The organism is Streptococcus thalassemiae, from assembly GCF_903645285.1.
GTDB lineage: Bacteria > Bacillota > Bacilli > Lactobacillales > Streptococcaceae > Streptococcus > Streptococcus thalassemiae.
Map to the genome: position 1 here is coordinate 23,634 of NZ_CAHJXN010000001.1, position 23,312 is coordinate 46,945.

41 protein-coding genes are annotated in these 23,312 nt (G+C 39.6%); all 41 read right to left on the reverse strand.

Features of this window, described 5'->3' with window-relative positions; genetic code table 11:
• Positions 1-43: 43 nt before the first annotated feature.
• Entirely contained in the window at positions 44-448 is a 405-nt protein-coding gene (locus tag HWX15_RS00195; RefSeq protein WP_023948071.1) for a phage tail assembly chaperone, read from the reverse strand.
• 15 nt (positions 449-463) lie between these two features.
• Positions 464-928, reverse strand: coding sequence for a phage tail tube protein (locus tag HWX15_RS00200; protein ID WP_175879908.1), 465 nt, complete (start codon positions 926-928; stop codon positions 464-466).
• Between the two features lie 13 nt (positions 929-941).
• Complete coding sequence (locus HWX15_RS00205) at positions 942-2,255, reverse strand: phage tail sheath family protein (RefSeq protein WP_175879909.1); 1,314 nt, start codon at positions 2,253-2,255, stop codon at positions 942-944.
• Positions 2,255-2,425 carry a hypothetical protein gene (locus HWX15_RS00210; RefSeq protein WP_015973664.1) on the reverse strand — a complete coding sequence of 57 codons (171 nt, stop codon included), beginning with the start codon at positions 2,423-2,425 and terminating at the stop codon, positions 2,255-2,257. The genes HWX15_RS00205 and HWX15_RS00210 overlap by 1 nt, the downstream gene beginning before the upstream one ends.
• Entirely contained in the window at positions 2,418-2,834 is a 417-nt protein-coding gene (locus HWX15_RS00215; protein WP_175879910.1) for a phage tail terminator family protein, read from the reverse strand. The genes HWX15_RS00210 and HWX15_RS00215 overlap by 8 nt, the downstream gene beginning before the upstream one ends.
• On the reverse strand, positions 2,824-3,315 hold the full coding sequence (locus HWX15_RS00220; protein WP_175879911.1) for an HK97 gp10 family phage protein: 492 nt from the start codon (positions 3,313-3,315) through the stop codon (positions 2,824-2,826). Before HWX15_RS00220 ends, HWX15_RS00215 begins: the two co-directional genes overlap by 11 nt.
• Complete coding sequence (locus HWX15_RS00225) at positions 3,312-3,668, reverse strand: hypothetical protein (RefSeq protein WP_175879912.1); 357 nt, start codon at positions 3,666-3,668, stop codon at positions 3,312-3,314. The genes HWX15_RS00220 and HWX15_RS00225 overlap by 4 nt, the downstream gene beginning before the upstream one ends.
• On the reverse strand, positions 3,665-4,060 hold the full coding sequence (locus HWX15_RS00230) for a head-tail connector protein (RefSeq protein WP_175879913.1): 396 nt from the start codon (positions 4,058-4,060) through the stop codon (positions 3,665-3,667). Before HWX15_RS00230 ends, HWX15_RS00225 begins: the two co-directional genes overlap by 4 nt.
• A 15-nt stretch (positions 4,061-4,075) precedes the next feature.
• Positions 4,076-5,068 carry a major capsid protein gene (locus HWX15_RS00235; protein ID WP_175879914.1) on the reverse strand — a complete coding sequence of 331 codons (993 nt, stop codon included), beginning with the start codon at positions 5,066-5,068 and terminating at the stop codon, positions 4,076-4,078.
• Entirely contained in the window at positions 5,068-5,649 is a 582-nt protein-coding gene (locus tag HWX15_RS00240; protein ID WP_175879915.1) for a phage scaffolding protein, read from the reverse strand. The genes HWX15_RS00235 and HWX15_RS00240 overlap by 1 nt, the downstream gene beginning before the upstream one ends.
• Positions 5,650-5,808: 159 nt before the next feature.
• Positions 5,809-6,564 carry a phage antirepressor KilAC domain-containing protein gene (locus HWX15_RS00245; RefSeq protein ID WP_175879916.1) on the reverse strand — a complete coding sequence of 252 codons (756 nt, stop codon included), beginning with the start codon at positions 6,562-6,564 and terminating at the stop codon, positions 5,809-5,811.
• Positions 6,565-6,574: 10 nt separating this feature from the next.
• Positions 6,575-6,850 (reverse strand): hypothetical protein, encoded by a 276-nt coding sequence (locus tag HWX15_RS00250; RefSeq protein ID WP_175879917.1) that lies wholly within the window; start codon positions 6,848-6,850, stop codon positions 6,575-6,577.
• A gap of 115 nt (positions 6,851-6,965) precedes the next feature.
• Positions 6,966-7,145 (reverse strand): ribbon-helix-helix protein, CopG family, encoded by a 180-nt coding sequence (locus HWX15_RS00255; protein WP_033675919.1) that lies wholly within the window; start codon positions 7,143-7,145, stop codon positions 6,966-6,968.
• A gap of 120 nt (positions 7,146-7,265) precedes the next feature.
• Positions 7,266-7,445 carry a CPCC family cysteine-rich protein gene (locus tag HWX15_RS00260; protein WP_223335869.1) on the reverse strand — a complete coding sequence of 60 codons (180 nt, stop codon included), beginning with the start codon at positions 7,443-7,445 and terminating at the stop codon, positions 7,266-7,268.
• Positions 7,438-8,991, reverse strand: a complete 1,554-nt coding sequence (locus HWX15_RS00265) for a minor capsid protein (RefSeq protein ID WP_175879918.1) — start codon at positions 8,989-8,991, stop codon at positions 7,438-7,440. The genes HWX15_RS00260 and HWX15_RS00265 overlap by 8 nt, the downstream gene beginning before the upstream one ends.
• Entirely contained in the window at positions 8,972-10,387 is a 1,416-nt protein-coding gene (locus tag HWX15_RS00270; protein ID WP_175879919.1) for a phage portal protein, read from the reverse strand. Before HWX15_RS00270 ends, HWX15_RS00265 begins: the two co-directional genes overlap by 20 nt.
• Positions 10,378-11,643 (reverse strand): PBSX family phage terminase large subunit, encoded by a 1,266-nt coding sequence (locus HWX15_RS00275; protein ID WP_175880194.1) that lies wholly within the window; start codon positions 11,641-11,643, stop codon positions 10,378-10,380. The genes HWX15_RS00270 and HWX15_RS00275 overlap by 10 nt, the downstream gene beginning before the upstream one ends.
• Positions 11,644-11,645: 2 nt before the next feature.
• On the reverse strand, positions 11,646-12,401 hold the full coding sequence (terS, locus tag HWX15_RS00280; RefSeq protein ID WP_254867322.1) for a phage terminase small subunit: 756 nt from the start codon (positions 12,399-12,401) through the stop codon (positions 11,646-11,648).
• Between the two features lie 549 nt (positions 12,402-12,950).
• The gene (locus tag HWX15_RS00285; RefSeq protein ID WP_175879920.1) at positions 12,951-13,370 is read right to left on the reverse strand and encodes a DUF1492 domain-containing protein; all 420 of its coding nucleotides are present in this window, start codon (positions 13,368-13,370) and stop codon (positions 12,951-12,953) included.
• 77 nt (positions 13,371-13,447) lie between these two features.
• Positions 13,448-14,311, reverse strand: a complete 864-nt coding sequence (locus tag HWX15_RS00290) for an SPFH domain-containing protein (RefSeq protein WP_175879921.1) — start codon at positions 14,309-14,311, stop codon at positions 13,448-13,450.
• Positions 14,312-14,327: 16 nt separating this feature from the next.
• Complete coding sequence (locus HWX15_RS00295) at positions 14,328-14,492, reverse strand: hypothetical protein (protein ID WP_175879922.1); 165 nt, start codon at positions 14,490-14,492, stop codon at positions 14,328-14,330.
• Entirely contained in the window at positions 14,482-14,706 is a 225-nt protein-coding gene (locus HWX15_RS00300; RefSeq protein WP_175879923.1) for a DUF3310 domain-containing protein, read from the reverse strand. The genes HWX15_RS00295 and HWX15_RS00300 overlap by 11 nt, the downstream gene beginning before the upstream one ends.
• Position 14,707: 1 nt before the next feature.
• Complete coding sequence (locus HWX15_RS00305; protein ID WP_217703779.1) at positions 14,708-15,232, reverse strand: Lrp/AsnC family transcriptional regulator; 525 nt, start codon at positions 15,230-15,232, stop codon at positions 14,708-14,710.
• A complete protein-coding gene (locus HWX15_RS00310; RefSeq protein WP_175879925.1) occupies positions 15,219-15,398 on the reverse strand; it encodes a hypothetical protein in 180 nt (59 codons plus the stop codon). Before HWX15_RS00310 ends, HWX15_RS00305 begins: the two co-directional genes overlap by 14 nt.
• The gene (locus HWX15_RS00315; protein WP_112444008.1) at positions 15,391-15,768 is read right to left on the reverse strand and encodes a YopX family protein; all 378 of its coding nucleotides are present in this window, start codon (positions 15,766-15,768) and stop codon (positions 15,391-15,393) included. The genes HWX15_RS00310 and HWX15_RS00315 overlap by 8 nt, the downstream gene beginning before the upstream one ends.
• Positions 15,765-16,025 (reverse strand): DUF1372 family protein, encoded by a 261-nt coding sequence (locus tag HWX15_RS00320; protein ID WP_175879926.1) that lies wholly within the window; start codon positions 16,023-16,025, stop codon positions 15,765-15,767. The genes HWX15_RS00315 and HWX15_RS00320 overlap by 4 nt, the downstream gene beginning before the upstream one ends.
• Before the next feature lie 12 nt (positions 16,026-16,037).
• Positions 16,038-16,178 (reverse strand): hypothetical protein, encoded by a 141-nt coding sequence (locus HWX15_RS00325; RefSeq protein ID WP_175879927.1) that lies wholly within the window; start codon positions 16,176-16,178, stop codon positions 16,038-16,040.
• Positions 16,178-16,612, reverse strand: coding sequence for a RusA family crossover junction endodeoxyribonuclease (locus HWX15_RS00330; RefSeq protein ID WP_175879928.1), 435 nt, complete (start codon positions 16,610-16,612; stop codon positions 16,178-16,180). Before HWX15_RS00330 ends, HWX15_RS00325 begins: the two co-directional genes overlap by 1 nt.
• 257 nt (positions 16,613-16,869) lie before the next feature.
• The gene (ssb, locus tag HWX15_RS00335) at positions 16,870-17,394 is read right to left on the reverse strand and encodes a single-stranded DNA-binding protein (protein WP_175879929.1); all 525 of its coding nucleotides are present in this window, start codon (positions 17,392-17,394) and stop codon (positions 16,870-16,872) included.
• A complete protein-coding gene (locus HWX15_RS00340) occupies positions 17,384-17,560 on the reverse strand; it encodes a hypothetical protein (RefSeq protein ID WP_175879880.1) in 177 nt (58 codons plus the stop codon). Before HWX15_RS00340 ends, ssb begins: the two co-directional genes overlap by 11 nt.
• A gap of 219 nt (positions 17,561-17,779) precedes the next feature.
• On the reverse strand, positions 17,780-18,769 hold the full coding sequence (locus HWX15_RS00345) for a DUF1351 domain-containing protein (protein WP_175879881.1): 990 nt from the start codon (positions 18,767-18,769) through the stop codon (positions 17,780-17,782).
• A gap of 12 nt (positions 18,770-18,781) precedes the next feature.
• On the reverse strand, positions 18,782-18,976 hold the full coding sequence (locus tag HWX15_RS09785) for a hypothetical protein (RefSeq protein ID WP_254867319.1): 195 nt from the start codon (positions 18,974-18,976) through the stop codon (positions 18,782-18,784).
• Positions 18,977-19,078: 102 nt separating this feature from the next.
• Entirely contained in the window at positions 19,079-19,804 is a 726-nt protein-coding gene (locus HWX15_RS00355; RefSeq protein WP_254867320.1) for an ERF family protein, read from the reverse strand.
• 135 nt (positions 19,805-19,939) lie between these two features.
• Entirely contained in the window at positions 19,940-20,287 is a 348-nt protein-coding gene (locus tag HWX15_RS00360; RefSeq protein WP_175879882.1) for a hypothetical protein, read from the reverse strand.
• A gap of 10 nt (positions 20,288-20,297) precedes the next feature.
• Complete coding sequence (locus tag HWX15_RS00365) at positions 20,298-20,609, reverse strand: excisionase (RefSeq protein ID WP_175879883.1); 312 nt, start codon at positions 20,607-20,609, stop codon at positions 20,298-20,300.
• 77 nt (positions 20,610-20,686) lie between these two features.
• Complete coding sequence (locus HWX15_RS00370) at positions 20,687-20,854, reverse strand: hypothetical protein (protein ID WP_175879884.1); 168 nt, start codon at positions 20,852-20,854, stop codon at positions 20,687-20,689.
• Entirely contained in the window at positions 20,844-21,698 is an 855-nt protein-coding gene (locus tag HWX15_RS00375) for an ATP-binding protein (RefSeq protein ID WP_175879885.1), read from the reverse strand. The genes HWX15_RS00370 and HWX15_RS00375 overlap by 11 nt, the downstream gene beginning before the upstream one ends.
• A 9-nt stretch (positions 21,699-21,707) precedes the next feature.
• Positions 21,708-22,559, reverse strand: coding sequence for a DnaD domain protein (locus tag HWX15_RS00380; RefSeq protein ID WP_175879886.1), 852 nt, complete (start codon positions 22,557-22,559; stop codon positions 21,708-21,710).
• Positions 22,556-22,783: a helix-turn-helix domain-containing protein gene (locus HWX15_RS00385; RefSeq protein WP_015973623.1), complete on the reverse strand. Its 228-nt coding sequence runs from the start codon at positions 22,781-22,783 to the stop codon at positions 22,556-22,558. Before HWX15_RS00385 ends, HWX15_RS00380 begins: the two co-directional genes overlap by 4 nt.
• 4 nt (positions 22,784-22,787) lie before the next feature.
• The gene (locus HWX15_RS00390) at positions 22,788-22,934 is read right to left on the reverse strand and encodes a hypothetical protein (RefSeq protein ID WP_175879887.1); all 147 of its coding nucleotides are present in this window, start codon (positions 22,932-22,934) and stop codon (positions 22,788-22,790) included.
• A 71-nt stretch (positions 22,935-23,005) separates the two neighbouring features.
• A complete protein-coding gene (locus tag HWX15_RS00395; RefSeq protein ID WP_175879888.1) occupies positions 23,006-23,281 on the reverse strand; it encodes a hypothetical protein in 276 nt (91 codons plus the stop codon).
• Positions 23,282-23,312: the final 31 nt, after the last annotated feature.

Below are 23,312 nucleotides of genomic sequence, written 5' to 3' on the forward strand. Positions count from 1 at the left end.
TGCAAACAGTAGTAAGCATAACTCAACTCTGCGTCCCCGTCCTCTAGTCGTTTTTTGCTTCTTCAACAAGATCATTGATATCTTCATCAAATCCGTTAAGCGACTGGATTTCTTGCATTAAGGTAGCATATTCCCCAATCTTCAACATAGCTTTCAAGGTTGCTGCTTCATCCCCAACCGTACGATAAGATTCTTGTAGTTGAGCATCTTTTAAGTCTGGCGTAACAACGCAGGCAGACATTAAAGAGTCGATGTACTTATCGTTGTTGAACTCAGGGATAGCAACACCTTGACGGTTTTTCTTCTTGATTGTCGCACGTTTCTTCAACGTATCATTTAGGCTTTCGTCAATACTGCGAATGACAAAAGGAGATTTGAAACGTTTAAGGTGTACCTCTTTTGTTTCTTCCTGCTGAACGTTTTCTAGTAAAAAGTCTGAAATTGCCATTTATCTACCCTCTTTCTAACCTAATTTAGGCGCATTAAATTTTTCCAAGATATCCACATCTTCAAAAGTAAAGTTAACTTCTTCTTCCAAGAAATCTTCCTCAACTTTTAATTGACCCATCACAACTTCATCAAGGTTACATTCACGCAAGATAGTTGTTTGACGACCGATTGAACTTGTCGCATCGTCGTTGGTCACTTGGATATCAAAGAATGTATCACGACCATTCTTCATGTAGTCCAACATCATTTCCTTGAATGTTGAAGTGACACCGTAGATGGTCATCTTACCTTCACCCTTGAAACCAGTCGCTTTTACTTGCGTACCACGTTTGTTAAGGGTGCGGACTTCTTCTTTGTTTTTCTTAACTGTTGCTTCAAGTTCCTTGATATAGAACATGAACTCATTTTTTCCGTCGATTTGAATAAAAGCGGTACCTTCCTGACCGCTAATTACGTCACGACCTTTTAAAAAAGCCATACTATCTCCTTTCCTACTCTACTGTAACTGTCATGTACAGTTTTTCCATACTGTCTACTGGTTTCACTTTAACGTTAACCACTACAGACTCTTTTAACTCACCACGTAGTACCTCGATGTCTTCAACTTTGAAGTCTTCGATAGCACCACGAGCCTCAAGGTCTTTGAAGTAGCGAATACGGTTCGCTTTGAACGCTTGACGTCCATCTTCGTTGTTGCTTACCTTTCCAAGGAAATACTCAGAGAAAGCATAACGAGTATCGTTCACGATATCGTCCAAAGTACGCAAGATACGGTTCTTACGGAAGTCTTGGTTCTTCTCAATCGTGAAGCTGACGTGTGAGTTGATATCTTGTTCAACTACTGCACGACCACGACGAGCAGTAAAGACAAATTGCCCTTTCAAGAGCGCATCTTCTGTCTCTGTATGGCTCAAACGACCCACAACATCAACAGAATCTTCGTACTTCTCATAAGTCAATGATTTCTCAACGCCAGCATTTGCGCTGGCTGCTGCAACCCAGACAGTCGCTTTAGTCTTATCAATAACTGTCTTATCAGACAAGATAACACCGTTTTTAACGTTGATTACCGCTTCGCTGTCAGCGTCAGAGTCTGCAACAACCAATTGAGCACCAAGTCCTTCGTCTTCACGCATACGTTTGATGAAGTTGATAGCCGCCTTTTTGATAGAAGCGTCTTCTACTGGCAAGGCCATATAGTTAAACTCAACTGTTTCAAGCGCCTTGAAGTATTCTGTGTAGTCTTGAGTTGATACTGTTCCATCAGTACCACCAGTCAATTTAGCACCAGCCACCGCTTGCAGTTCGCCAGTTCCTGAAAATTCAACGAGATCATTGTTTTTCAAATCAGCCAAGACTTTTACAGTTTGCGAGTCCATAACAACAGTATCAAGGAATGTGACAACATCAAATGAACTTGGGTCGTCTACGTTTGTTTTGACCGTTACTGTAATGTCATTCCCACGGACACCGCTATATTTAGCTTGAGCCGTTACGTTGTCTGAAAGGCTTACGTTTGCCTTTTCGCCCGTATTCAGACGATAAAGCAAGACTTCACTCACACGTTTGAATGCTTCATTCAGCAACAAAAGCTGTGGGCTTTCTTGCTCATAACCTAGCTTCTTAAATAGGTCTTCACCACGTCGAATTTTCATCAATTTCTTTGATTGACCGAAGCTGAGTGCTAGCGGTACTGTTACGACACCATCACCACCAAGTCGAGTCATTGCAATGTCTTTTGATTTGACGTTGATGTAAGCACCTGGTCTTACTTTATTTTGGCGTTTCCAAATTCCACCTGCCATTACTTAATCTTCCTTCCTAGTTCGTATTCTAGTTTTGCTCTTGCTTCTTCCAAACTATAAGACTCTTCTGGATCTAAAATAGCCCCCAAGATGTCTTTTTCTCCGTTGGTAAAAGCGCTACTTTCCAAAATGTCCGCAGTAGGGAACACAATTCCGTCTACATTATCCATCTTTTACCTCTTCTTTCACTTTCAATTCACGTTGTTTGATATCTTCCTCTTCTAACTTCAAGCGTGTGCTTGCGTTAAAAATACAATGCAGAACGTTGTCAAACACTTCATACTGACGGTCAAATAAATGAATCGTCGGCAAGTGTAAGAGTTTATAACTCAATTCTTCCTGCATTGCTAAACACTCGCTACGCTTTTTCTTAGGAGGAAAATAAGACAAATCCACTTTAGAACGTACTTTCACATACTTATTGGCCTCTGGAGTGTACTTAGTATCAACCACATGGATAAAAAAACAAGGCTCTTTAAAACCTTGCTCTACTTCATCCAGATAAATCCTGATGTCAGGATATAACCCCTTGATGTGACTAACTAACTCCTCGACTAACCGAAAGCCTTTATTTGCCATTTCCTAACACTACCTTTCTCATAAAGCCATCATACTTATCACGGACACGATTTTCCATATCGCTTTTAGTATCTTCAACCGTTTTATGAAGGAAAAACTGCCCTGGAACAAAGCCACCATTGACTGTCTTATGCCCGTACTCAACGTGTGGGGCATAGTAGACCTTGTTATAAACTTTCTGCTTATAAGTCCGTCCAGATACTTCAATACGGCTTTTAGACCAACCTTTTTGCAAAGTTCCGCCTTGTTTACCATGAGCGCTTGCCCAAAATTTGACGTGTTTGCCATCTTTGGTTGTGAACTCCACCCAATGATCCGTATAAACACCGACAGGTGTTCTCTCTTTTACTTTGGAATTTAGTTCTGTACCTTCATAATTCAAGGTCTGTCTCATAAATCGGTCTACTCTCGCATGATTCGCATTCCTGTTGAAGTTGTTAGCAAATTTAGCGAAACTACGATAATCAAAACTGCCACTCATGACTTGCCCTCTAGCTTTATAGCAATTTCTTGATGTGACCAGTACTGACCAATAGGCACATTAGAACGTGTAAACACTTTAACGTGCCCATTTCTATCAGTCACCTCAATCTTGCAACCTGCAGGGATATCATAGACAACTGAGCAAAAGAGTTTCATATCATATCCATTAGCTTGATAGTCGCTCCCATTCGTTGAACTATTGCTCATTTGCGAAATCCTGCAAGGAATGTCCTCTAATAGCACGCTTTCTGACATACTGGTCAAACCGTCTATCTCTTGCTCAGTATAAACTTTAACCGTCATTTTACAGTCATACAAGCAATCAAAGACTGTCTTAGCATATTCGGTCATAGTAGCTTCCTAAAACGATTCAACTGACGCTTGTAGCGCTCAAGTGATGACGGCACTTGTTTCATTCGTTGAATCATTTCATAAGGACTAACCTTTTCGATTGTCGTATCACCCATTTTGATACTCTTAACCGAAAAGTCGTCTGCGTCAGCTTTTTTAGCAAGAACGCTTTGCTCCTTGACCTTGTCTAGTAAGTCGTTGGTCATGTCTATCCATACGTTCTCTAAACGTCCAGGCACACTGTCTTGGTGAATATAATTCAAAATCTCATTTTCTGCTTGAGTTAAAGCGTAATGGAGAACTTCCATATCGTTGAAATAATTATCCTGACGCATTTTCCGAACGCATGAGATCAAGTACATTGTGTTGTCTTGTTTCAATTCTTGAATCATATTCTGTCACCCAATCTATTTGCCGATTTTGTGTTTCAAAGCGATAATACCGATGTTCTTAGGCTCGTAAACACGTTGCCAGTTCTTGAATTTAGCCAAGTCAGCGTTTGATGGAGTGATGTTTCCTTCAGCAACTTCTGCGCCAGTCCATTTCACACCGTAAGGGTGCATAACAAGGGCACGACGAGTGTAAATCATGTCGTTGCCTTTAGCTGCTTCACGAGAAGTTTCAAACGTAGTCAATCCTGATGGATTTCCTGTATTGAGACCGATTGAACCAGTACGGAAAAGGTATGATGTATAAACATCTCCTGTTGGCGCAATACCATCATCGATAATGACACGGTAACCAAGGTAGGTAGGGATGTTGATAGTCGCAGTTGTTGGCTGGATGTATTGAATCAAGTTATCTTTTTGTAGTTTTGTATAAACCGCTGAGTGCATAGCAATCGCAGTAACTTGATCAGCAGAATCCCCAAGCAATTGTTTAGCGTCAAGTACCATAGCTGCACTAATTCCTTCAGCTACTTTCGTTTGGTCTGATACGTGGGTTTCTTCCAGCGCACCTTTCTCACCACCGGTACCAGTAGCAAAGATACCATTCAAGGTAGCAATCAAGGCTTTTTGGTCTTCACGCAACCAATAAGCACCGATACGGTTCAAGATAGCACGCACTGGGTCAGACCCAGCTACAATACCAGTCAATTCGTTGGCAGCCCAACCACGTCCACGATAAAGAACGCAGGCAATGTCTGCTCCAGCAGTAATTTTACCAGTTTCTAGGGCTTTGTCGCCATTCCCGAGAACCTCAGAATCACCAGTAAGGTCGTTCCAGAAAGGCATGTTGACCAACAGACCGCCGGATGTAATGTTTTTAGAGACACGTTCGTCTGATACTGCGATACCACTTTGAACGAAAGCAGATTTAGCAGCAGTGTACTGTTGCATGTAGGCATTGTACTGTTGAGGTGTAATCGTGTCTAGAATTTTTGTAAGTTCATTAGCCATTAGTTATTTTCTCCTTGTTGTTCTAAAAATTGAGTTAGGTTAAAGTTAGGATTGCTCATAGCAGTTTCCCAATTCCCTAAATTAGCACCTTGCCCATCGCCCTGATTTGGCGTATATTGGGCTTGTTTCTCCCCGTTAAAGAGATATGGACTCTTAGCACGCTGAGCTTCGATTTGCTCAGTCAAACCAATCAATTTGCCATCTTTTACAGAGATTTCGTCTTTGTTTAAGATTTTCTCAAAAATTTCTGCGTCTCGAACGCCAGCTTTTGCCAATTCAGCATCGATTAAGCGAGATTTATTCTCATCTGCTAGTTTCATCTCAAGCGCTTCTGTATCTTGTTTGTACTTAGCTTGTAAGCCCTCTAGCTTTTGCTGAATATCTTCAACATCTGCGCCTTTTTTCTTCAAATCATTCAAGTCTTTATCACGTTGTGTCAGCTGTCCACGAACGCTCTCTAATTCGCTTTCTTTACTTGCTACATCATCTTTGAATTTTTGGACAGAAGCACCATACAAAGCGAAGACTTGAGAAATTTGGTCTTCAGTTAAGCCGATGTTTGCCAGTTGTTCTTTTTTCATTTTGAAAATCCTTTCCTCTACGCTAGGCTTTTTAGGTGTTCTCCATCACCAGTCGCTCCGCTTTTGTTAGGACTACGGACTTGTCCAATATTTGAACCTTTTAACGCCATGCTCAGGGCATAAGAAAACCGCCTCGATTTCGATGCGGTTAGAACATAATTAGATAAATAGTAGTCTAAAGGTTTCACGACCTTTAGGTGTGATGAGAGTCTGTGTGCCAGACCATTGTGTTTTTTCGTTGAGTGTTTCCTTGACCTCAAACAAACCATCATTTTTATTGGCTGTTGGTTGGAGCTTGCCTTTCTTATCTCGATAAATGTATTTTTTCTCCATCAAGAAGTCAATAAACTTACGTTCTTTGATTTTTAATTGTTTTGCTGTTTCTCTGAAGCTGGTCAGTAAGTTTCTATCTACTAGTTCATCGAAATAGTCTGCTTTCGGCTTCATTATAGTATTTTCAACGGAAAGTACAGCTTTTTCAGCTTCCAAGTTTTTAATGACTGCTTCTTTTTCTTTCAGTTGATTACCAGCCATAAGGAGCAAGTCTGCTAAGGCTTGTTTGTTGTGTGTGATATTATAGGCCACTTGGTCGGTCATATAAGCGCCATGCTTACGAATAGAGGGCAGCACTTCGCTAGTGACCCAATCAGCAAATTTCTCTGCTTCTGGTTTGCGAGATTGAAAAACAAGTTTATAGAAATTCGCTTCGTTGATGAAGTTGGCTTGTTGGACTCCTCCATTTGTAAGGATGTCACTACTAGTTACACCCTTTGGATTAAGTCTTTCTAATGTTTTTCGTGGGTTACTTAAATCCAGAATTTGGCAACAATCATTCAAATTAAAGAATGGCTCGCCTTTAATTTCTATTGTTCTTACTTCTCCGAATTGTTCATTTTTAAAAATTTGTAGTTCCATTTTTATGCTCCTAGTTAAAAATTTTACTTCCTAAGATTTCTGCTTTATCTGTTGAGTTCATCAAAATAAAAGCAATTTCATCTAGTGTTGAATGAAGTAAACCGAATTGTTCATTAAAAGTATCAAAGAACTTTTTAGACAGCTCTTTAAAAGCTGTATCGTCCTTAAGTTGAACCCAAGACAAGGTTTCTGTCATATTGGTTGCCATTTCAACCGTTCTTCGAATATCTGAAAGCTCGTAGCCTAGATGAGTCAATTGTTCTTCTGTTAATTCAATTTTTGCCATTATAAAAACTCCTTTGCGGTATGACAAAGAAGCTCTTTTCTGATATAATGATTTCAGAAAGAGTTTCTTTCGTGCGATAGCTTAGAACCAACTGTTTGGCGATAGGGGTTCTAGGCTATTTTTGTTTATTTAATTCTTGATATAACTTGTCAATACCTTTTCGGATAACACTAGATTTCGTGCTATCCGTTTTTTTTGCAATTTCTTCAAGTTTATCAACCGTTTCGTCGTCAACTCGAACTCGCAACATGGTATTTTTAGGCTTATCTTTGAATTGTTCTTTTCGTGCAAGCAATTTGCTCACCTCCTTTTTGTTGCTACAATGTCATTATATAACTTTGTAGCAACAAAGTCAAGAGGTTTTTTGAAAAAAATTAAAAATAAGAAAAGCACTTAGATTTCTCTAGGTGCTTTTTTATCTAATTGGTAAGCCTTTTGCGTATGCTTCTTTAGCCTCCGCAAGTGTCATTTTATTTGGACCGCCATCGATATTAAATGCTCCCGTATTTTGCCAATGACAAACATCACAAATATCATAAGTTTCTACTAAATTTCCACATACGGGGCAATGCACATGTTCCCATCCGTCAATCATTATTATATTCTTTTTTATAGTCGTCATGGTAATATTCCTCTCCATCATCTGGCTTAAACATAGTTGTTATTCTCGCTTTTCCTGAGGCATTTCTTTTTCCAATCGCAATTGTCCCCGTTTCTCGATTAAATCGAACTCTTCTTTCTCCAGTATCATAACCTATAATATTTTTAGAGACAACAGAAGATAATAAATTTCTAGCCAATTGTTGATATTCTTCAGGGTTTTCCGCTCCGAACTCTTTCCCATGACTTTTGAAATGTCCATTTAAAGATTTCTCAGTAGGAAACTTGGACTTTGCCCATCTGATGCGGTCTTTTAGTTCCTTGTATCCCTCAACATCATTATACTTCAAATCATAGAAGCCTGCAAATGTTTTGGGCATATTTTGAGAGCCTAAAACCTGCCTATAAGCTATGAACTGCTCCTTGGTTCTGCGTACTCTGTCCTTTTCCAATCGTTCAGCTTGTAGCTTGTCTTTGATAGCAGTCTGGCCATACTTATCAAGTTGCTGCTTTCGCCAGTCCTTGAAGGTCTGACCACTTTCAACCTCATAGCCTTTCCCTGTTTCAATATCTCTTGCATAGCGTTTCCCACCTTTTTCTAAGGCAGGAACCGTCGTACATCGACAGTGAGGGTGCATAGTAGGGTAATTTACACCTTTCTCTGCATCTTTAACAAGAAATACCTTACCATCCAACTCACCACAAATAGGGCATGTGTGAACCTCTAAGGTCGCCAGATACCTGTACTTCTTGATATTGTCGTCTTGGTATTCATCTAACGTTGCCTGAGCCTGAATTCCGTTCGTTTCCGTCTGCAAAACAGTAACCGCACGATTACGAGCACGTTCGAACTCAATTGCTAGAAGTTTACTGGACTGGTCTACGGGATAACCTCGGTTTAAATCATTGGTTACAAGCGATTCTACTCTACTAACCAATTCGTCCATGTTGCTACCCCAAACACGCTCAGAGAATCGCTTACCTTTGAAGTTTTCGTTGATCGCCTTTTGAAGATACTCTTCTTCTAGACGCTCAGGCTTGAAATTCGGTTCCCTTTTGGTCTGCTTATGGTAGTTGTAAGCACGATTTAAGTAAGTTTCTTGGTAGGTTTGTTTGAGATGTGTTTCTATTCGCTTGTTGATTTTACCAGTCATTTCAGCGATATCCATCTCAACACCAGCAAACAAGGCATCTGCATTTGTTTTGACCTTTATTGACCTTGACCACTCTGTTAAATCAGGATGTTTCTTAACAAAACCAGCAATCTCTTGCTTGGTTTTTAATTGGTCAGTCTTAGTCAAGGATAACAGATAAAATGGCAATGAGTCACTGCGATTTTTAGATACCCTCTCAAACGCCTCTAAACGCCCTGTAATGCGTTTTAGTGTTCTGCGGTATAAATTATCGATGTAGTCTATTATCTCGCTGAGGTCGTCAATCTGAGCCAACTCATATAGCAATCTGTCCTTCTCTTCTCGGCTGAGGTCGTCAAGAGATTCGATGAAAGCAATTTTCTCTTCTTTATTCAGCTTCCGACTCATGCTCTAACTCTTCCATATCGTAGGCTTTTTCAGGGCGTTCCTCTTGTTCAGCTTTCTGCAAGCGCAGTTCATCCTGCCAATCTTCTACAATTGGATTCGATTTAGCTACGTTCTCTCTTGATGTGATAGTTGCAAGAGTAGAAACTACTTGAGCCATTTCTGTATCGTTATTGATTGAGTTCCGTGTCCATGTTTGCTTGATTTTGAGTTTGTCGGAAAATCCTAGATGTTTCAAGATCATCTTGACAAGCGTGGCATATCCACTTCTGAACTGAGTCTCCATATTACCAGCTTTTAACTCTAAAAGAGAGTATAGGAACTTCAGAGCAACGCCTGAACTGTTCCCCAGTTTATCTGTTTCAGGATTAACCCCTTGGCCACTAATAAAGATTTGTTTCTTAGTCCTCTCTAAAATCAGATTTCTGGCTTCGGTTGGAATGTCAATAGCAATGGTTGTAACTCCTGATTGGTCTCCCATGCCGTCGTTGTCCATCTTAATCATCTTGTAGCGTTTCAAATCTTCTAGAAACTCTTGCTTGTCCTGTCCACCGTAGTTAGTAAGGACAAAGATAACCTCTTGAACATCGTCTGTATCATTTACAAACCCACTAAAAACCTTGTCGTAAACATCAACCAGGTCTTTGATTGGCTTCAAGTCGTTGGTCTCGATTTCATTGTTTTTAAACGGAATAAAAGGAACAAGACCAAAATCATGTTTGAAACTATTGTCGCTTGAGCGGTCGCCATTCATGGTATCAACCAAAGAGATTGCTTGGAATGTCTCTAATTCTTCCAGTGGTTTATTTTCTTCATGGCGATAGAAAGAACACTCTTTGTCGTTCCAGTATTCGTAAACAGTATAATTCTTACCATCTGTTTCATCTATGCTAGAGTAAACTCGCAGTACCCCAATTAACTTCTTATCCAAAGACTTTGAGTAGATTGGTATTACTTCTTTTGAGTCCACACAAGCATATCTAAACGAGTTATCATTAGCGTCTTTCCAAACGTGAAGCCAAGCGATGCCAGCATTTCCTGCATTCACACAAAGTTGCTTGCTGATACGTTCATAATCGTCTCCTAAGACGTCTACAATCTTATCATTAACGCTTTTATCGTCCACATCAAATGTAGGCGGATAGGTCAACGCATAAGCCTTTTTCTGATCAAGCAATAACTGATGCCAGTTGTGACTAATACGGTTGTCAGCATTACGAAAAGGATTATCTTCTGCTTTTGCTTCATTCTCTGCGCCTTTCTTGTCGGCAGGCTTACTCTTCCGTTTAATATCATTCTCGTTACGATAGTATTTCTCAGCATCAGCTGCTTGTGAGACAAACTCTCTGTGCTTAACCATCTGCGACGAGATTATTTTTTTAATTACTTCTATTTCCAAACAGTCATACCTCCTGACTTGAATAATACTGTATAGCAGAAATAACGCAGGGCGTCCATTGCGTGGTCGAATTGCTTGATAGGCTTGTCCTCGCCGTTTGCTGAAGCTTTCTCGTCCCAAACATAAGCATGGAACTCTTTCAGCGTATTCACACAACTCTCATGCACTGCTATTTTCTCTTGGCCCAGCATAGAACCAACAAAACGAATGCCTTCAAGGACATTATTTCTAGCTTTTTTGATTTTATATCCTCGCTTCTTCAATTCAGCAATGAATGAAGCAGCAGACGGGTCAATAATGATTCGTTCGATGTTCGTATCTCCTAGCCAAGCAGTTAGATCATCAGCATACTCAGCATTGGTTTTCTGCACGTTCTCGTCACGACCTGAATAGTAGTATTCCCTTGTTAAGTAATACTTGCCATTGATATCTTTTTCCCACAAAAGAAAAACGGTCGCATTCTGCGTACCGTAGTCGACCGAGACATATTTGCCCAGTTTGCTCATTTCTGGCAAGGTTGATACAACATGCTTATCTTTACTGAACATATCGTAGACAATACCTTCTGCAACCGTCCAAAGACCTTGAATATATCGCTGATAGAAAACACCTTGATATTGACTTCTGTAACGCTTCTTGATGTTCTCTGAAAGAGAAAGGTTGTCGTCCATATCAAAATGCAGATAAAGCATATTCTTTGTTTCTGCTTTGTCTATCCAGTTAACTTTAAACCAATGATAAGGCCCGTCTGGGTTGCAGTTAAACCACCACTTGGAACCTGCCACAGAGCACCGCCCTGTGCCCTGGTTAACAAAGGACTCAGGCATAAGCGCTACTTCATCGAAAAAGATACCTGCCAGCGTTAAACCTTGAATAAGATCCTGTGAGCTCTCGTCCTTACCACCAAAGATATAAAAATCATTCGACACGTCGCCTTTTGTGATTTCTATCAAGTTATCCGTCCGATGATAGACATAGCTAAAACCTCTTGACTGTATCATAACCAACAACAGTTTCAAAACGTTACGATTAAAAGAGCCAATTGTCTTACCACACATCGCAAAGTTCTGATGGTTGAATGATGTCATCGCCCAGATGACAAACGCTAGACTCATAGAGACAGTCTTACCCGAACGGATAGCACCATCAGCAATAACACCTTCCGATTCATGGACCGGAGAGTTCCAAAGCCACCAAGTTAACACTTTCTTCTGCTTTTTGCTAAAAGGTTGAAATTTGAATGTATTGGTTTGCATTCTTAATCTAGCCAAGTTTCTTCAACCACCCCTTCTAGAGATTTAATAAAACCATCATCATGTATGTTTTCAGGTTCATTGTCAGGCAGTTTAGATTTCAGAATCTCAATTCTCAATCTCTGCTCCTCTGTAGCAAGGCTTGAGCGAGTCAATTCATCATATGTTTTAATCATATTTCTAAGTTCTGACTGTATTCTTGCAATTGCAGCTAAGGCCTTACCCTGCTTATCCCAAGCAGTGTGAACTTCATAGCTTTCTCCGCCTTTTGCTGTGCTTGCAACAAGCATAGTGGTTGTATCATCAACGTCCTGAACATACAGAATGCGCTGGGCATGTAAAAGATTAGCATAGGTTAGCTGAATGTTCTCCCAAAGAATATCAATTGGTTGCTTATCTGCCAGTTGCTCGTATATCTCATGCACTCCTTGCGGTAGATACTTAGCGAACAGACCATGTTTAAGGGCGTTTTGATTACCTATACTTCCGCCTTTGCTGTTCTTATTGCCTTTCGGCGCTCCCCGTTTCCTTTTTGTAGTACTACATTCATCTTTTGAAGTACTACAATCACTCCATTTATCTCTTAACTTCCAAACTGAGATAGTTTTTTCAGGCACACCCAACATGTCACCAATCTTGCGGTTAGTGATGTTTCCGTTATTCTGCTTATAAATTTCAAAAGCTTTATCTCGGTTTGGGTCTCGTGCTCTGCCCAACCTATTACCTCCTATTTGTCCGTTTTGTAAATCAAAAAAAGCCACACGATGTGTGACCTTCTTGCAAGGCGACTACTACCTTGCGTGTTAATTAGAAATAAATTTTCTGATTTATTTTTTTGTAGTCATTTAAAACCTCTGAGGGAATCAAACCCTCTAGCTTATAACTTATCCGGAATATAATTAGCTACGCAACCATGCAAGGTTCGGTCGCTACTGCAACTATTTTTAAGTTAATGAGTGATATATGAATGCTAAGCCTACTGCCTACCCCATTTTTGGGACACAAACACTCAAATGACAGCAGCTGGAATCGAACCAACTGGTCTAGCAGTAAAACGCACGTTTGGTAAAAAATTAAGGAGACCCAAACAACCTGCTAACCTGTCCTTACTGTCTAAGAGACCGAAGTCTCGGAAATAAAATGAAAAATATAAAGGAGACGTCAATGAACGAAATAGAGGGAGGGGCTCGAACCCTCAATGTCTTTACGACACCCTGATTTCAGGTAACCATCTACCAAATTCTGAGACCTCTCTTTTCAATTCTTGACACTACCATTCTAACAGATTTTAGACTTCATGCGCACTCACTTTAGCTCACTTTGTCTATGATAGTCTCCTCTAATTCAGACTCAGCCTGTTTGCGTAATCTGTAATAAGTTGCCTTACTAATTCTCAAATTGTCGCAAATATCCTCAATGTAAGTCTTAGTAATGTAAGTCATTCTAAGGACGGACCTACTTTTTGGATTTTTAAGCCTGTTGATCATTCTACCTAATTCAAGTTTTCTGTTAATAACCTCTTTAGTATCCTGCTCTATAGCCTCTTTCATCACTACCAACTGAGTATAGACATCATCAACTTTTCTAGTCTGTCCACCTTTGACTTTGACACCTGACCACTTAGGACTTGAGAGCAAACCTGCCTCAAGCTCATTGATTTCATCTATACGGCTTTGGATGTCCATGTCCAGATCCTGCAACTCTTTCAAGAGTTCTTTAGCCTTGTTCACTCTCTATCTCCTTTGTGATATAATAGTCTTTGCGAGAACTATTAGCTGAGACAGAGGGTGTCTTGGCTTTTTTTATTCTATTCTTTATTCGTAATCACACTACCTGCACCGTTAACAGTGACCCAGCCATGCTTCTCTCTGGCTTCTGCTTCTTTCATCCGGATAAGATTATCTGTGATTGAGTCTGACTTAGCTTTATTGGCTTTGGCTTCACCTTCTGCTTTGATGATACCTGCATCTGCTTCTGCTTGAGCTTGAACTTTCTTGGTATCGGCTTCAACCTTAGCTTTTTCCTGTTCCTGTTTAGCTGTATCTATTTCCTTTTGTTTTACAGATTCATTTTTGATTGCTGCTTCAATTTCATCACCTGCGTCTTGGTCTGTGATGGTAAAGGATACAAACTCCAAATCGTAAGACTCAAATTTTTCTTTAAGAGCCTTATCAATTGCCTCATAGACCTCAGTACGCTTGTCACCCAGTACATCATAAATATCATAATTACCTGTTACCGATTCTATAGCACGTTGAACTGCTGGAGATACTACACTATCATTTACATTTTCTAACGTTGTGTAGTTAGAAAAAACAGTCATAGCCTTTTCTTTATTAACACGATATTTCACATCGATATTAGTATTCAACCATTGACCGTCTTTTGTCTGAGTCGTGATTTTCTCCATTGTTTTTGTTTGAACAGACGTAGATAAGGTGTAGACTTTGTCAATAAATGGCATGTTTAGATGATATCCTGTTTGCAGGGTGTTTTCTTGAACACCTCCAATTGCGCTAACCTTAACTCCAACTGTATTAGCTGGGATACGTTTCACAGCCGTAAGACGAAAAATTCCAAGTGAAGCAACAGCTGCAACTGTAATGATACCGCCCTTAGCAAGTTTTGTAAGTGTCGTTTTTCCTGTTTCATGATTGTATTGTGTAAACATTATTTTTACTCCTTTTTTAAATTATTTTCCCATCGAAAACTAGTGTTATTGTACCTGTACCATCTTTGTGTTTAGATACTAAAGCACGACAATCTGAGCCCAATTCAATACCCTCAACTGTGATACTGCGCTTTATCCTGTCAACATTGATGATTGTTCCCATTGATGTTTTAATTCTCATGCTCCATCTCCTCAATCAACCAATCAAGGTTCTTACGTGCTTTCTTCAGGTCTTCCAGACCGTTTTTCTTTTGGAATCGCAGTTGATACTTCAAGGCATTTCCAAGATAAAAGCCTTTCAGCTGTTCTGGTGTCATGAAATTTCTTAGAGCATCGATAGATTCCATGCCAAATCTACCTTGGTAGTGATTTGGTTTGTTTATGTTGTCTGTCATGTTAAGTCCTCCTCATAAAAATCATATCATTCAAATTCCTCCAAGCGAAATTGTTACTTTGATTTCTAAACTCTCGCTTTTTGTAAGGAATATGATGTTTATTCAAGTAGTAATATACCTGATTGTAATGTAGTCCTAATTTTTGTGCGATATCTTTTACAGCTATACCTTGATTGGCTAGCGAAACTACATCTTTGTGAAATATAGTCAAGTCTAAAATTTTTCGTTTCCCTAATTTTCGGATACGGTCTCGAATGGCTTTCTCACTACGTCCTAAGATACGAGCCAAGGTCTTGTACGAAAAGCGTTGGTAGTATTTCAGGATATAGCTATCATCTGCGTCTGACCATTTGGGCTGAAATTGCAAGTTAGGATTGTATTTCTGGAGTTTGGCTAATTTTGACCGAACTGCTTGGTAACTTCTATCCAAAAACTTGCAAGCCTGTGTTAAATCATGCTCTTCTCTGGACAAGACGTACCACTCCAGATAATCAACCTCGTCTTCCGTCCATCTACGTCCTGCCATAATGTTTATACGCTCCATGTAAATAATAAGTGCCATCTTTACGCTTGTTTACGTAATACGTATATTGCCCATCTGGACTAGCGTAGGAAATCTGCTTCTCTCCTGCCCAGATACCATTGTCACGCATCATATGGCAACTCTCCATAATCCATTCTACGTCAGGCATCTAGTAACTCCTTGTTTTCGTAGATGTTGCCTACAACCTCACAATCAGTATGGCGTAACCACAATTCACATCCGTGTTGTTTTGATTCAAGACGATAGGCTCCGCCATAATGCCTTGCAACTTCGTAATAAGTTAGCTCAGAATAGACATCCTTAGACATTTTGACTACATCCCCCTCAAAAATCTCTTTTCCGTTCTTATCTTTGAGTCCTGTTGATTGCATGAGGTGAATATCATTATTCACAATCCATTCACCAGCAGCAGAATCCTCATCAATAATCCAGATATCACCATTTCCAGCCATCACTTCGTCTGGTTGATACATGCGACTTAATGAGCCACTATCATACGCTCTAAATTTTGGTATCATAACATCACCCCATCCCCTACTTTCACTTTATCGTACACGTCCTTCGTAACAACGAACACACCGTAATCACGAATAGTCACTATATATAGCTTCCCATGCCGTCCTTTCTCGACGACTTTACCAAATATCTCAGCGCCTTGATTATCCGCTTTATAGATAACCATCGGCTTCTTCTCTTCCAAATCTCGAATCCTGTCCATCTGCCAGAGGTTCAATCCAGCAGACAATAAAATCCAGATAGCTATGAATCGTTTCAATCTGTTACCTCCTTACTCTTCTTCATCCATAATTTCATTAAACTGCTCTTCGTCAATAAGTCCACGGTCAATCATTGTTTGGAGCGTCAATTCAATTTTTATCAATCTGTTCAATTCTTTGTTAGGCAACGTAGCCATAATAACTTCTTCCATCACTCCACCTCCTTTATTTCCTCAATTTCTACTTCAATCCTCGGATTCAGGCTGTAAAACTTGCCTACATCGTGCATAGCTATCTGCCCATCATCCTTAAACACTATCCCTGACATGCTGTCATATAGCGCTTTTTCATAATTATCAATATCAGGCTTCTTGTCTACTGGAATAACTTCATCCAGTAGCGCTTGCTGGTTCTTCTTGACCTTAGAAATATACTGAGGCGGTTTGATGTAAAATCTAAGCCGTGCCTTCAGTGCTACCTCAAGCATAGACTTACCAGCGTACTGTTTAGCAATCAATAACTGACAATGGTCACGCCAGATTTTCATATCCTGTTCTTCGTATGCTTTAACAAAATTCCCACGTTTTGCAAATCTTGGTCTGGATTGTGGTTTGGGTTCTATTTCTAAAATCAATCGTTCTTTCATGTCTTTGTGAACACCTCATTCAGTTCCATAATCTCCTCATTGTTGTTATACGGATCATACGCTAACCGCCCAAAACCTGCTTTATTCGTGCTGGTTGGTGTGTTACCTGTCCATTTCAAATGCAGAAACTTACTGCACGCTCTACAACGAATTGATGAAGGTTTAATCTTAACCATTCTGTGATAACATTCCCCACAAAACGGACACTGCACGTCTACTTTTACTAATTCAGTCATATTTTTCCAATCTATCAAACATTAAAATGGCAAATCATCATCACTGATATCCAATGGATTTGTTGTATTCCCCTCAAAGAAACTACCTTGTTGCCCGTAACTATTTCCATTTTGGAAATTGTTCCCTATGTTATTTCCATTTTGGAAAGAACTGCCCTGGTTGCTGTAACCCTGTTGCTGATAACCGCCATGATGATCTTGATGGCCTTGATTATTTTGCTGACTGTTACGACTTTCTAGTAATTGGAAGTTACTAGCAACAACCTCTGTAACATAAATACGTTGACCTTGCTGATTATCATAGGTACGTGTTTGAATTACTCCTGTGATACCAATCAATGAGCCTTTTTTAGCCCAATTAGCAAGATTTTCAGCTGACTGTCTCCAGATAACACAATTGATAAAATCAGCATCACGCTCTCCAGCCTCGTTCTTAAATGGACGATTTACAGCAAGAGTAAACGTAGCAACCGCAATATTAGATTGCGTATATTTTAGATTGGCATCTCTTGTAAGCCGCCCTACTAAAACAACGTTATTTATCATTTTGCACCTCCTCTACTTCTGATACCTTGATTTCATTTGAACCAAAATTTAATAAGTCGGTGTATCGTTTCACAAACTTAATAGCGGCCATAAATGAATTTTCTGCATTGATTTCTGACCCCAAATCAAGATCTGCAATTTTACCACTGACATAAAAACATCTCATAGTTCTGACTCCTTTCTGTTGACCAACCTTTTACATTTTCAATCAGTTCATTAAACTTCATTGTGCATACCTCCTGTTGCAATATTCACGTTCTAAGCTATCTAGCACCACTTTTAAATACTCGATAGAGTAAATGGCAAGGCTTTTCTTTTCAATTTGTGTGAGAGGCCTGTTAGCCTCCTCAAACTCTAAAATAAGTTGATACTTTCTAAATCCCACCTAACCCTCCAAAGTTTCAAAGCTGATAAAGTTATCCTCAAGCCATTCTTTCAACTGATCAAACTGAGATTTCCCACCATGCAATGTCAAATGCAAGTCAATTGTTAAAGGCTCGCTAGGTTCAAATTTTGCCACCTCTCGCGCATTGTTTTGAGGTTCTGGTGTAATTGTACCCTGCTCCAAAATCTCGCCTGTTTCAGCATCGTAAGCCTTGATATGCGCATTTGCATTTTCTTTGGCCAATTGTTCAATCTCTGCAAGTCGTTCAGCTTCTGCTTTTTCTTGAGCCTCTTTCTGCTCTTTGCGTGCAATCTCAGCATCACGATCAGTTTTCATCATCTTGAAAACATCAACAAGGCTCTTACCATCTTCAAGATGTCTGATATAGCTATCAGCTGGCAAATCGTACTCTTGAGCTTGCTCTTGGATAGCTTGCTTGTTGGCCTTATATTCTTCCAGGGCATCAAATTCTGAAAGCACCAAGGCATCCATTTCATCAAGTGTTGTATTTTTCAGCTCATACTTGCCTGTTTTAAAATATTTCTTGAGGCTGTACTCATCGTATTTGTCAGCGAATGTTGATTTTTCAATCCCTGCGAACATACACCTATCCTCAAAGGTAGTCCGGATAACATCCACGCGCATCAATCGTTCATGTTCATCAATCGCATTAAGTCCTGCTGTGATGTTTGAGATAACATTATCCAATGGCTCAACTGTTTTCTTATACCACTTCTCAAATTCCTTGTATGGATTATTGATGTTATTTTTGATTTCCTTACGCCGAGTTTCCAACGCCTCTTTTAATTTATTAAGGCGTGTACGCTCATCATAATCAATCTTATAAGTGGATGCCGTCACCTCATAATCCGTGTACTGTGCAACGATTGCTGCAAGTTGTTTCTCAACGCTATCATAATCAACATTGATTACTGCTGGTTGGAAATCTACCTTAATTTCTGTCAAGCTATTAGTTACATCTTTTACCATGCCTTTGTTCTCCTAGTCTGTGAAAATTTTGATTTTACTACCTGATGATGAATGTCCAAAACATAAATTGCCATTATCACAAATTAAGGCAAGTTCTGTTTTTGATAAATTAGGGGTATTCTTGTAAATCTCATATAGTGAATTCCCGTAACCACCACCAACTCGACCATATACAACATCAACGGTTTCTTGATCTTGTTCATTCATTTTGTCGTAATTCCATTTGTCCTTGATGATATATTTCTCTTTCAACTCTTTTAGAGCTGAAAGATTAGATTTCTGTTTTTGGCTTTCGTTTTCTGTGAAAGCTCATGGCGAATAAATTTTATTTTCAGTCATGTCTTGTACTCCTTGTTTTTCGTATGCTTTTTGAATTTGTTTAGTGAGATATTCCATCACTATGTTATAGCCATCAACTGGCACTTTGTGGAAATCATCTATTTGGTACTTGCTCAATACAAAATTTGCAACTGTATCAACTGGCGCTCCCTTAATCGTCGCAATTTCTTCAACGTTCTTGATAATTTCTTGATACTGAATGTTGTCAATGTACCTTACTTGATTTTGTTCTCGGGCTTGCTGGTTGTTTGGTTTCTGTTGCTGATTATTCTGCCCTTGCTCTTGGCTTTCTTCTACTGGATACTCATCAATATCTTTTTCACCAATCGCAAACAACCCCTGCAAAGCATATTTTCGAGCGTATGAGCTGACTGCACCTGTCCATTGCGGATCTTGCATTTGTTTAATCTGCCCTTTTTGGGTATTAAATACTGGAACTGGACTCATTTCAGCGTATGCTGTTGATTGGTACCTCTCGTCTCTCTCATCATTAAAAGCTACGGCTGTTGCTTTTACAAAGATTTTTCCAACAAGCTCAATGAGTTCATCAGTTACGATTACAGACCAATCGCTTTTTAGCTCTTTGAAAGTTGTATAGATGTCCTCGGCATTTCTAAATGCGTACTTTACATCTTTGGATTTCTTTTTTTCTAATTGCATTTTTTGTTGCAACTCTGGGAAAGTTAAACTTGCCATTTTCTTCCTCCTTTAAAAACTCTGTAATTCCCTTATTTTAGCCCAAGGTCCAGCAATTCGTTTTTTTCTTCATGATTGGCCAAAAGCCATACACGGTTTTCAAGTTCAATTCTAGTCATCAGCGTCTCCTTTGCTCTACCCCAAATGCTTTGCATAGCGTGATCTTCGTGGTTCTGGTAAGGATAATGGCTCAGGACGCAATCCTACAGGCGGTTCATTGTCGTATGTGAAGCCCTTGAACTCCCGACGGACATTCTTGCGGATTTCTTGACGCTGTGCCTCTCTACCACGTTCGTATGCTTGGTTGTACCCTTGGATAATCATAGACGCAAATTCTTGCTCTTCTCGTCTCTCTTCTTCCTTCTGGCGGATTCTCTCCTCTTCCTGCTTATCCAACTGATGAGCTATAAACCCTGCGATGATAAATCCTAAAATCACTGCGCCAGTTCCTAAAAGCTGGCTAACTAATGGTGGTTCAAACATTTTCTCTCTCCTATACTCCGAATTGTTTTTCTTTCTTGATATTCTCAAGCATTTCTGATAAAGTTTCTTTCTTCGCACGATAGCGATTGCGACTTTTCCATTTGACGAACATGCGAAATCCTTCGTAATCGATAAATACAATCTTATGAGTTGGGTTATCGATGAACTGCTTAAAATCAGGATGTTCTCGCATTTCACCCGCCCAGACTTTTGCAGTCCCTGGAGTCAACCCTTCCCACCTCTGACAAAGATGTTTGTAATCGCCATGCGTAGCTTTTTCGTCCACATCAACTGGCTTATAAGTAATTTCTGTTTTCGGCATGCAATTTCCTCCCTTTCGTGTTATAATCATGTTGAATATTTAAGTATGCGCCTGATTGCCGTCAGGTGCTTTTATTTTTAGATTCTATAGACGCTTCCATTTGTTGCATAGTACGTCAGCTCGTTCATCTTTCTTGTAAACTGGTAGTCGCTTGTAATCAGCAACCGCTCTTTCAGCAAGCTAGATAGTCCGTAGTGATTAGCTTCAAACTGTTCAATAATTTTCTGACGTTCTTCAGTAGTCACTTGCTGACAAGGTGCGTCTAGACTCTGTGTCATTGCTAAATTTGAACGCATTGGTCTTCATGTTTCCTTTCGTTATTCTATCTACTAGGCTTTTCTCGTAAAGTTGCTCCAAGTGATTGCCTCCATAATTCGTAGTTATAATCGTATTCGTCCTGTTTTCAAGTATCTGATACAGGACTTTTTGCATCCAGTTGTTCCCCTGTTTGATTTCATCTCCTACACTTGACTCTTTGCCAAGGTCATCCAAAATCAAGTAGTCTACTTTCTGCAAGAACTGGATAGTCCGTCTTTCTTCCCACTTGGAATCCTTGTATCTAAAAGCGTCTTTCATCCGTGAGAATAGTTCCATGGAGGGAATATAGACCACCGAGCGCTTCAACTGGAACTTCTGAAAACTCTCGTTCAGCGTCTTGGCAATTCCAACTGCTAGATGGCTCTTACCAACTCCAGGCGGACCGCTGATAATCGTATTCCCCTCATATCGCTCCTTCACATAGTCAACCGTCACACGCTTAGCGAAATTGACTGCTTCAGCATCTTGGTCTGTGTGAATCTCAAAGTTGCCGATAGTGGCATTTTGTAAATCAGGTGGAATGATGCTCTCCTTAGAAAATAAAGAGTAAGACCGTGTATTTCTGATTTGAGCCTCAGCTTGAGCAAGTTGTTCGCCTGCTTGACTGTTGATTTTATCCTGCCAACATTCAGGACAATAAGTCATCACATTCTGTGTGCAAGGGTTGACTGAACGCCACATATACACACCTTCATGCTTGGGACATTGAGTATTCAAAGTTTCAATCTGTAAAAATCTACCCTGCAATTCATCTCTTGATACTGCTCGCATAGCACCCTCCTAGAATCCCAGTCGTGGGTTGTAACCATCGTCTGACAATCTCAACTCACTGCTCGACTTCCCACTTGACCGCTTCGGTTTCTGTCTATTCTCTACCAACTTAACAGTAGTTAAACCTTTCTGTTTCCAGTCTCTTAAGATACTCTCCAGATATTTGAAGTAAGGTTTACCATTTCCCACACATTCCTTGATTGCTAACTTGATAACCTCTTTACTATGATCTTGTAAGAAGTATTTCAAGTCCTCAATCTCAAATGGTGTTGGGTATCTTCCAAACTCTGAAAAAATCCAATCGTGAACAATTCCCAAATCATTTTCTGCGGGTGCGTCCTCCATACTATATAGATTATTAGCACCAGCACCATCTGGTTCAGTAAGGTTGGTTATATCAGGTTGGTTATTATTAGGTTGGTTAGCCTTAACATTTTTAAGTTCTTGAACTAAAGTTTCTTTAGTTCCCCCCTTAACATTTTTAAGTTCTTGAACTAAAGTTTCTTTAGTTCTGATTTTCTGAGGATATAGTAAATTCGCCAATCTAACGCCCTGCCTTTTTTCTTTCAAAAGGCCATGTTCTATCAGTTGTCCTTTTAATTTAATTACTACTGGTTCGCTTTTTTTAATCCAACTACATATTTCAGGATTTGTAGCTATAACGTACAAATGCCCTTCCTTGTCAGTAAAGTGTTGCTTGTTTTTTCGAGATAATGAAACACGGTCAATCAGAATACCATAAATCATAACAGCTAGTGGATCTAATCCTGAGAAATAATCATCTTCTATTAGCCGATACGGAATTTTAAAGTATCTCTCATGATTATCCATATCTACCTCTGTAAAGTATTGGTCATTCATATCTCTCCTAAACTATGATTTAATTCGTATTTTTTTCCTAAAAAAATAAAATCTTTTTTAACATTGTATAACCGAGCTAGCTTATCTAATAAATCAACTGGAATTTTAGAACTGTCATGCTCATATTTCAACAACGTTTGTTGATGAATTTGTAGTTTATCAGCAACTTCTTTTGCAGATAAATTGTAATTTGTTCTTATTGCTCGTAGCGTCATCTTTTGCACGCACTCACCCCCTTGTTTTACATTCCGGCGCCCTGAGTTCTATCTCATAGCTGGCTTGTCTAAATAGCCTCTCACACGCTATCTTTGCTTCTCTGTACGTTTCATGCGAGCCAATGAATTGATCTGCAAGTTCTATGACTTTTTCTGTCATTCTATCGCCTCCTTTTTTATTTTGCTCTTGGAGCAACAACCTGCCAAAGATTCGAACCTTGGTGATACCAATCAGGCTACATTCATTTTGTCAAGCATTCCTTCAAATGCTGCATCAAAACGAATGTCATCGATTTCATCTTGAGTGAAACCAGAATCAATAAGGTAACGTTCTTGACGTTCGATCTCTTCTGCTAACTCTGTCCATCCGAAAGCGAATTGACGGCAGTTAGTGCAGAATGCTTCAAGTTGGCTATAGAGGAAGTTTTCCTCGCAAGTGCCTTGAATTAAAGTTTCCTTTGCTACTGCTTTGAAGATGTTGATTGCTTTCTCGTTTAATGTGTTCATGATGTTTCCCTCCGATTTGTTTTTTTGTTAT